The 9,289-nt window shown below is 43.6% G+C and carries 6 protein-coding genes; all 6 read right to left on the reverse strand.

The genetic code is table 11. The features are described from left to right. Positions 1–92: 92 nt before the first annotated feature. From AB4185_RS13455 to AB4185_RS13480, 6 genes are read right to left on the reverse strand one after another with little or no spacing between them, the layout of a single operon-like run. Positions 93–2,231, reverse strand: a complete 2,139-nt coding sequence (locus tag AB4185_RS13455) for an ATP-binding cassette domain-containing protein (RefSeq protein WP_017064681.1) — start codon at positions 2,229–2,231, stop codon at positions 93–95. Then, positions 2,228–3,814 (reverse strand): ABC transporter transmembrane domain-containing protein, encoded by a 1,587-nt coding sequence (locus AB4185_RS13460; protein ID WP_102332851.1) that lies wholly within the window; start codon positions 3,812–3,814, stop codon positions 2,228–2,230. The genes AB4185_RS13455 and AB4185_RS13460 overlap by 4 nt, the downstream gene beginning before the upstream one ends. After that, positions 3,804–5,228 carry a TolC family protein gene (locus tag AB4185_RS13465; RefSeq protein ID WP_017064679.1) on the reverse strand — a complete coding sequence of 475 codons (1,425 nt, stop codon included), beginning with the start codon at positions 5,226–5,228 and terminating at the stop codon, positions 3,804–3,806. The genes AB4185_RS13460 and AB4185_RS13465 overlap by 11 nt, the downstream gene beginning before the upstream one ends. Continuing rightward, entirely contained in the window at positions 5,203–7,434 is a 2,232-nt protein-coding gene (locus AB4185_RS13470) for a response regulator (protein WP_372059098.1), read from the reverse strand. The genes AB4185_RS13465 and AB4185_RS13470 overlap by 26 nt, the downstream gene beginning before the upstream one ends. A 3-nt stretch (positions 7,435–7,437) precedes the next feature. Continuing rightward, positions 7,438–8,787: an HlyD family type I secretion periplasmic adaptor subunit gene (locus AB4185_RS13475; protein WP_017060459.1), complete on the reverse strand. Its 1,350-nt coding sequence runs from the start codon at positions 8,785–8,787 to the stop codon at positions 7,438–7,440. Positions 8,788–8,799: 12 nt separating this feature from the next. Next, a complete protein-coding gene (locus AB4185_RS13480) occupies positions 8,800–9,150 on the reverse strand; it encodes a hypothetical protein (RefSeq protein WP_065584860.1) in 351 nt (116 codons plus the stop codon). Positions 9,151–9,289 lie beyond the last annotated feature (139 nt).

Here is a 9,289-nt window from a genome sequence, read left to right on the forward strand (position 1 = left end):
TGTGGTATTGGGGCGAATCATCCCTCTCGCTTATGAATTTGTCAATTATATCCATTTCCCTAAATAGCGAATTGTGATTAAGCGTTGAGGTTTTAGCTTAAGCTGTTTAAGTATTTGTCTGTTAAGCCAAAATATTTCAAATTTCCATCCGGCTCTAACACTAAACTCATGTTTGATGTTGCGATCAAACCTGGGTCGTTAGTAGAAAAAATCACGGTCTTATTCAACAATTTATCGGAGAACAGGCGATTAAAGTATTGAGCGTTTTCTTGCTCTGCACCGTTGAACGGTTCATCAATGATAATCAGAGATTGCTCACAGTTACCTAGGCCAAGTGCCAGACGCAGTTTTTGTTGAATTCCATTCGGAAGACTTTTGCATTTATCCACGCTTAACTGAGTAGCCAAGCCTTCCGGAAGCCATTCATCTAATTCGAAGAAGCTGATCATCTCTTGCATCTTGTCTGTTGGAATCAGTCCGTTGTGTAAAATGAAGTTGGTCTCAAGTGAGCCTTCAAAAATATGCAAATTGAAAGGGATGTAGTTAATCGACGTGCGATAACGGTAGCTATTGAACTGTTTAATGTTGTAACCATCGACAGATACAGCGCCTTGATAGCGGTCTTCTAACCCAGCAATGATTGAAATTAAGGTGGTTTTACCGCAGCCCGTAGGGCCACAAATGACCACTTTGGCACTGGGTGGGATTTTGAACCCCAAGTTAGTTAAACCCGTTGCGGCTCCTGCATATCGGTGACTGACTCCGCTGCCCACAATGCTTCCTTGGAACAGGCGAATAGGTGGGCTTTTTTCTAAGGTCAATTTGTCGTCATTCATCGACATCAGGTTGTTTATCTGTGCTGATGAAGCCTTGATCGATTGGAACTTGGAAATTGAGTTATAGATACCCATGATTGGGCCTAACGCTTTCCAAACCAAAATAACGGTTGCGAGCATGGCACCCGCATCAGAAGTACCTTCCATCACGCCGATTACCGCGGTCACGATACTTGCTGTGCCAATCACTTGGATCAAACTACCGCCAGCGGCCTGAATCTTACTGTTAGTCACGGCAACGTTCTCTGCATCGCTGGTGCTTTGCATATGCGATGCACTGAATCGAGATTGAACGACACGAAGTAAAGGCAGGCCTTGGATTGTTTTGATACCACGAAGGATTTCGTTCCATTGATACGAGACCATCGCATTGGCGCGCGAACTTTTGGATGTGGCTTGCGAGTAGATATAGCGAGAGTAAATACAGAACACTAACATCAGGATTAAACCACCCATCACCACTAATGCCGCTGTACCAGACATCAGAGCAATGGCGATGATAAATACGATCACAAACGGCATATCAAAATAGCTGAGCGTCGATTCGGCAGTCACCAAGCGTCGGAAGGTATCGATATCTTTCAAACGTGCTAGCTGAGAAGAGACCCCAGCAGTAGATGTCATCGCATAGGGTAGCCAAAGCAACTTAGATATAACGGCTTGCGAGATGTGCACGGCGAGGTCTTTACCGGAAGTGGCAATGATGTTGACCCGCATTTTCTTAAAGAAGTATTCAGAGAAGCCGACAATAATGGCGAATAAGGTTAGCCAATAGAGTGTGGCTTCGGAGCTCGAAGTCAGTGCGAAGTTATATACACTCATAATAAAGAATGGCTGCAATGCACCGAGAATACTGATGACGAAGCTGAGAATGATCAGGCTTTTAAGTTCATTGTTATAACGATAGAAAGCGTATTTAATCCAATTGCTTCTGTCTTGCGATTCTGGAGGTGGCTCGCGGAACAGACGAGAATATTCGCTAATCGCAATCAGCAAACAGGGCTTTTTGCACATTGGGTATTCAATGGTGTTGTTGTTCGTGTAATCAAACAGCAGCAACTTTCCATCTTTGGTGCCTAAGAAAATCGCACTTAGATTCTCTATTTCAATAAAGCATGGCTGAGGGTGTTTATCTATATTCTCGAGTGTCTTTAATTTGGTCACATCACAGCGATACCCAAGACGCTCTATGGTTGCTGTAAAGCTGTCGCTGTCTTTGTGTTTCGGAATAAAAGCATCGCTGAGTATCGCGGGTGTGCCTTCCCATTCGAGTGCTATCAAGGTGTAGGCCAAACCGCGGATAAGTGGCGATTGACTGTAACGTTCGTCGTATCCGCTGGATTCAAAATCCAAGACACGTTGCGGTACATTATTGAAGTCGACTAAGATACTCATTGGTCACCTCCGGTAAGTTTTACGCGTTTGAGGCGATGGTTAAGCTTGTCCATTTTATTACTGGCGATGATCAAGATTTTGTCGTTGGCTCGATAAGCCGTACTGGTGAGAACCATTCGTGCAAATTCCTCATCAAACACACAGTCGATGTCATCAAATATCAATACGCGCTTACTGGCGAGCAGGGCGCGAACTAATAATAGGGCGTAGCCAACTTGGCGTGAGAATGGGTTACGCATATGGCCTTTGAGTTCTGTATAAAAACCGGCAGGAAGCCCATCAATTTGGGCTTTGATGTTCATGGTTTCACACAGTGCAAACGCCGTGTTATTCAAGCTTGGGCGGAAACAGGTGAGGTTATCGATAATCGTCCCTTCTACGAACGAACTGGTCTTATCAACCATCAGAACACTGTTACGCCAAACGTTGTAATTGACGTCATCCAAAGGCGTGTCGTTAATCATGATATCTAGTTTGCTATCACTGTTCTGACGCGTAATACAGTTAGCGAGGTGGGTCTTACCTGAACCACTTTTCCCTGTCAGCAAATAGGCTTGTCCGAGTTCGAACTCGATACGCTGCTTTTCAGAATACTTAACCGAGATACGTTCTACTTCTGTTGTTTCATGTTGGTGTTTAACAGAGGCGGCCAATTCAAGGAGGTCAACGATACGCTGAATATGGAGTTTGTTTAACTCCCAACGGCTCGCGGTGCGCATCACTTGTTGGTAAGGCGCAAAATAACGGTTGGTTAGCATGATGATCGCGGCCATGATGCCTTGGCTAGATTCCATATTGATAACGGCCGTTGCCAGTACCACAACAACGCAAGCAATGGATAGCTGTTGGATGAGCGCCAAAATCAAGCCAAAGTTCGACTCGATTTGCTCATATTTGATGTTCTCAACTTCGCGCTCTTCGACCATTTGTGTCATCAGGCTTTCAACGCGGTATTCCATATTTCGAGCTTTGATATCAAGCGGGCTAGAGATGATCTCAATGATTTTGGAGGTAGTTAACCCTTCGATGTCTGACTTATTCTGCAAACTACCAATCTTTTGTTTGGAAAGGCTCCACGCAAAAATAGCCAAGATGACAGAGGCAATCAGAAGGATAATGCCAGCCCATATGTTGATGAGTCCTATGATGAGGATAGTGATCACGCTGACGGCAAGGTTGATAAGCGCTCGAACCGATTCGCCACCAAAGAAGGTTTTCAATTCAGGAATGGTTGAGATTCGTTCTAGGTATTCGCCTGGCTCCAAACGTCGGAACTTAGAGATTTCCGCCAAACAGATGGATTGAAATACCTTATTGGTTAAGTTGGTCTCAAACTGCCTCATGATGACAGAGGAAATCTTCTCTTCCTGATTTTTTAAGTGATAGTCGAGGAAGATAGAAATCAAGATAATCGCGAACAATAAGAACAGAGTATCTTGTGCTTGGTTGGGTAACACTCGGTCAAAAATGATCAGAATGGAGAAGGGCAGTACCAAACCAAACAGGGTCGATATTATCGTTGAGAAAGTCAGATAACACTTATCTGCCATGTTGATCTTTTGCGAAAACTGCTCAGTTTGCATTGCGACCTCCTTTCCTCAACGACTCCGTTGAGAGAAGATGTTTAGGCACCAAATCTTGATTGTCTCGTCCCTCAATATCGCTCATTAATTGCATCACGCTTTCGATAGATTGAATTGAGAGTATTCCCTTAATTTGCTCAAGCTTGATGGTCTCGATGATGTAGTCGTATCGTGCGCTTTCGTAGTCTCTTAAGGCGCTGAATAGTTTACTTTCCGCCGCCAGCAAGTCGGTGATAGTACGCGTGCCCAATTGGTAGGCTCTTTGGATCCCTTTATAAGACGCGTAGTTGGCGCGAATGATGTTTTCGTAACTGCTTATAGACTGCGAGAAATCGTTAATGTTGAGCACGGAGGTATTCACACTGTTACGTGTGGTGTAAAGCGAATCTTGGTAAAGCAGCTCAGTACGTTCGATGGCCGTCGATGATTTTTGATAGCCGTAGTAATCAGAGCCACCAGACAAGATAGGAACTGCTAGGTTTAACCCAACACTGGTTGAGTTACTTTCGCCTGTCGCTGTAATGTCGGTTTTGTCGAAGTTATTGGCGTCATCGTGTCGATAGCTGGCTGAAAGCGATACGGTCGGTAAGAAGTTCGAACCGCTCTCTTTTAAGCTTCTGCGGCTTCTCTCGACGTTTTTCTTAGCCACTAACAAGTCGTTGTTGAGCTTTAACGCTTGATCCATGATTGATCGTTGTTCGGTTTCGTTTATCTCTTTTAAAGGCACACTTTCGTAGATATCTTGAGACGGAGTGATAGGGTATTGAATCTGAATCGATAGCCCGTTGAGAATGACGCGACGGTCTTTCTGCAAGGTTCTCAATCGATTCGACACACCTTCTTTCTGAGCAATCACTTCGTAAAGCTCACTGGCGGCTGTATTGCCGAGTTCCACATTGCGTCGCATTTGATGTTCACGCGTCTCAGACGACTTAAGCTCTACCTTGGTCGCTTTAATTTGTGCGTTGTTTTTCAAATACTCAAAGTATTGAGAGCCGATTTCTGAAATAGTGCTTTGGATTTTGTTCTCGTGTTTAATCTCTTCAATGTTGAAGTCGAGCTTTGCCGTCCCATATTTGAAAATATCGCCCAGATTGAAGATCGATTGAGAAAGGGAAAGGCTGTAGCTGTTCGAGTTATAGCTTGAAGTTTCATCAGGCACACTTGATAGCAAGGTTTCATTTTCATTCCATGTGGTATCGGCAGCACCATTGAGGGAAGGAAGAAATTTTGAGCGGCTGATACCAATGTTGTACTCGTTCTCTTCGACCCCTTTATCACTCGCCCGAAGAGAAAGGCTGTTCTGCAGACCGAGTTCTACCGCCTCAAGCAGGGTAGTCGCCGATGCTGAAGGTGTCGTGCTTAATGTAAGCGCAGCTATGATGCTGCTAGTTAAGTTTTTGTACCGCCACATACTTGTTGATCACCTTGATGATTTGGTCGCTTTTATAAGGTTTGCTGATTACGTAATCCATTCCGGCCTCAATACAAGCCTGGTGTTCGTTACTGCTGGTCAATGCGGTTGCACCTATGATGGTACAAGGGTTTTTCTCGTTTTCTTGTTCGAATTGGCGAATGCGTTTTGTGGCTTCGATGCCACCCATACCCGGCATGATGCAATCCATGAAGATGATGTCAGAACGCTTGTTCATAAAGTGCTTCACGGCATCGGCGCCATCGCCAACCATGTCTGGTTCATATTCTTGTTTGGTCAAGATTCGTTTCAGTAAAATTTGTTGAACTCGGTCATCCTCTACGATAAGGAATGAGCTGTTTTCCATCTGTTCTTCCGATGCTTCCGCTTCCATAATGGTGAGTAGGTTTGGAATGAACTCGTAAGGGATAGCAGGAGCGTTGATGATTTTGTCGACGAAGCTATGACACTCTTGTGCTTGCTGAGTGTTGGTCACTGACAACAGTAACTTGGTATTTGGGTGGTTCTTAAGCTGAGATTTCACCGTCTTGCTCAACGACGGCAGCTTGTTGGGTTCAAAGGTATCGGTGAGCATAATCGCATCGTAATCACCGAACGTTTTCGCCGCTGAGAAAAGCTCATTTGCAGTGCGAATCTCGGTGATATCAAGCCCCAAGTTACTGAGCATTTTCTTCATCACATCGATGCGAACTTGAGTATTAGCACACAAGAGTAAACGCTTGCCATCAAAGCGAGTTTTCTCTGTGTGGAAGTTCTTAGCCTTAAGATCAAGCTCGATCTGAAAACGTTCCTGAGCCCCTGACTGGAACCAGTGGCTCTCGTAATATCCGTAATCCTTCAGAACGCTTTTCGCTAAGTCATCTGTGCTGGCTGTATGGTCTTTGTGTGCGCTCCAATGGAGTTTGTTGAGCTTGGCAACAGAAACATCCAGTGTTGATAAGAAGTTGAGGTTGATGGTGACACGGGTATTTTCCATGTCTGAAGCCGCACCCGATTCAATCGTTACAAACAGTTTCTTATTTGATTTGAGTTGAATGGCATTGGAAAGCTGCAGGAACAATATCCAGAACAAGCTGGTGGATTGACCTTCTACACGATTGGGTAAGTTGTCAGAGATAAAACAGTCAAGTTGGCTTTCATTACGTTGTACTTTGGCACTGATATGAATCATTAATTCAGATAACACACTCAGTAAAGAGAACTCTTTCGACTTGCTTTCCGTACCCTGTGATATCAAGCGATTATAGTTTTCTGCTAACTCAGATAGTGTGCTACACGCAGAGGTAATATCGTTCGCCATCAACACGCCGTTTTCATCGGTTTCTTGAACCAGATATTGGACGCCACCGTTGATGGTGTTTGTAATTCCGCGAATCTCATAACCGATCAGCGCATACAACTGTTTGTAGAGATCGTTATTGCGCTTTTGGTCTTCTAATTTACTGAAAATAAGTTTGAGATGAGAGTAAATCTGACGCTGCTTGGGGTTGATGCTAACTTCATTAAGAAGCTCTTCAAGACGTTGTAAATCTAGCTGCTTCAGCTCTTGATACAGGGCATCGAATTCATAGTCGATTTCGCGTTCGTTAGAACTGGATTTCTTTAGCTTCAACATAGCAACTGAGTTGGATAGAATCGTAATCACAGCCAATATCACGACCACCATAAACAACCAGATAAAGAACTCGTTTTTTTCTGACATTAAGTCATTTGCATGGTTGTTAAACATGGTGCGATAGTTGTCGTCCATCTGCAGATAGTTATTGGTCAATGAAAGGTACAAGCCTAATACGTCGTTACGTGTTTTTGCGCTATCGGAGAAACGATTAATCGCCAATTCCAGTTGTGTGTATTCAGTTGCCCCAACCAAGCTGAACTCGGTTTTGTTCAACGAGGCTAAAGAGCGAAATTCATCAATTTCTAGCTTCAAGTTAACCAGGTTGAATTGGTTAGTGCCGCAAGTGTTGGTACTTAAACACTGTTGCAGAGTTTGAATATCTTGTTCTATGGTCTGATTAAGCTTCTGGGCTTGTATGAGCAGTGGGGCGCTTTGCACTTGTGCGACTGAATCTATTTTTGACCAAGAACAGTATAAATAGAAAGCGAGCGCAGCCAATACCACACTAAATAGTATGCTTAGACGTAGGGCGGGTATGGAAATATTGTACGAAGGTTTACCGCTCATTGATTATCTCTCATCGAAAGCATCCTCGATGGCTGACATCACCGGTTTCGCAGCGTATTCGATCACGCGACGCGAGCCTGTTTTCACATCAGCGGTAAACTCCATGTAAGGTGATAACTTGTATTGAGTGCCTCCTCGTTCAAGAAAGTTTCGGTCAATTTCAATCTCAGCTAAATAGAATTCAGCGTCTTCTTCTTCGTATGATGAACGGCTGATTGAGGCGATGGTTCCCTCAACAAACCCGTATTTTGCAAAGTTATAGGTATCCATTTTTACTTTCACTGCCTGACCAATTTCGACAAATCCCATGTCTTTACGTGGGATCTTCGCTTCACCGTGTAACGAATTATTTATTGGGGCAATATCGGCGATACTTTCTCCTGGCGGAATCACAGCAGAACGGAAATTGAAGTGAAGTTTATCGACCACACCATCGACTGGCGAGTAGACGACTAGGCGATCAACCTTGTCGGAATGCTGCGGTTGTAAGATTCGCTTTAGCTTGAGGTCTTTGTTCGCTTGAATGATTTGTGCTTGGTACTCAGAGTTTCGATTCTCAACCAAGTCACGGTGTTGCTTTTCCAGTTTGTCGAGTTGGAAACGCTCATTCATCACAGATTCGTCAAGGTTCTCAATCTCACGCACCATATTCGACTCTTGTACTTTCATGTTAAGAACGTCGACATAAGACGCCATCTCTTCTTTATAGAGGGTGTTTTTGATGTTGAGCTGCTTACGTATCAGAGAGAGTTGATTCTCTGAACTTTTGCGACGCTTTAACATTGAACTGATCAACGAGTTCTTGTGCTTAATATCGTGTGTAATGAGTTCTTCATTTGAACGGTTTTTAGAGAATTCTTGTCTCCAGGTATTCATGTTGACCTGAACTTGCTCAGGGTATTTCTCAATGAAAGCGTCGAAGTTAGGCTCTATCATGTCGCGTAAGCTTTCATAACGAATCTTATCGAGCTCTATCTGAATAATTTCAGTATTGACGGTATCAAGTTGAGTGTTACGGTCAAGTGAGCGTATTCGAGCGATAGGTTGGCCCTCATAAACGACTTCCCCTTTTCTGACTAATAATTCTTCTAATATCCCGCCTTCTAAATGCTGAACTTTCTCAACATCCGATTCCAATAGCAGTTCGCCACGTACAGAAACAACAATATCGATACGTGCTTGTGACGCCACCGCAATAGCGACCAAAGCGAGCAAGAATATAATGAGCAACGTTTTGTGAACGCTGGTCATGGCACTAGCAAGCACAATAGTGTCATCAGCTGTGACCTTAGAAGCCTCGTTATTGGAAACAAGTGCTTTTCTGAGGTGATGTTCTATTTGGTTATTGCTCATGACTGACCTCGGTTACTTGCCATCTATTACTTCCTTAATATCCAACAAGTGGTTGATTTGTCGATTGACGTTGTGCAATTCAGTTTTTACATCCTCTATTAGATCTTCCGGCGCAGGAAACTCGTGTCTACTCAAGTGTTCCAATTTGGCCATTTTTGGCGGAAGGTCTTGGTCGCAAAGCAACGTTAAGATGGTCTTCAATCGTTTTGAGTAACTGTTGAGTTCATCAAAACGATTACCTTTATGAAGCGCTTCTATATTTAGGGCTGCGTCAGAAAAGTCATTGTAAAAGTCGCCTAATAGCAATTGCAGCCCTTTGTGGTTGTTGTCGACCGAGCGCAACAAATTCGTCATGTCTATCATCGCTCCACTCCCTTAATTGCTTTAATCACAATAACTAAGGATCTTTAAAGGCAGTTTTCAAATTTTTTTTGATTCTTTCTCTTTAAAAAGAAATTATGAAAAATGTTGTATAAAAAATTGGTTTTTCAAAATGATGTCC

Origin of the sequence: Vibrio sp. 10N.286.48.F5 (assembly GCF_041469785.1) — a bacterium.
Lineage (GTDB): Bacteria > Pseudomonadota > Gammaproteobacteria > Enterobacterales > Vibrionaceae > Vibrio > Vibrio crassostreae_C.